Origin of the sequence: Alkalihalophilus lindianensis (genome assembly GCF_032843265.1) — a bacterium.
GTDB classification, from domain to species: domain Bacteria; phylum Bacillota; class Bacilli; order Bacillales; family Bacillaceae_D; genus Alkalihalophilus; species Alkalihalophilus lindianensis.
On sequence record NZ_JAWJBA010000087.1, the window covers coordinates 1 to 379 of the forward strand.

At 41.2% G+C, this 379-nt stretch carries 1 protein-coding gene; it reads right to left on the reverse strand.

From position 1 onward, the window contains the following. On the reverse strand, positions 1-284 hold a 284-nt coding region (locus tag RYX56_RS21410), incomplete at its 3' end, for a DUF817 family protein (protein ID WP_317123996.1). Positions 285-379 lie beyond the last annotated feature (95 nt).

Genomic DNA, 379 nt, shown 5'->3' on the forward strand with positions numbered 1-379 from the left:
CCAATAAGGTGGAACAAGGTAATAACCTTTAGTTCATCCATTGTTTCAAGCCGGGAACGCACCATCCCCCATTGCATGAGCAGGCAGATGATAAGCATCCAATCATACCGCGGCAGGAAGGGAAGCGGTATGATTTGTGTAAAAGCCAAAGAGGCAAAAATAACGACAGGAAACAAACAGGATAGCGCCTGCTCCCAACCAAAACGAACGAGTTGTTCTACTGATTTTCTGATTTGTGTCTTAAACGGTTTTTTCAGAGAATCTTCGTGTATAGTTAAATTCATCGGTAACTCCTCTTTTATGGATTTGATTGATTGTGAAAAGGAAATCTTTCTTTTCTTTTAATGTTACATGCTCCTCGCTTTTAACCGTGGGTGTC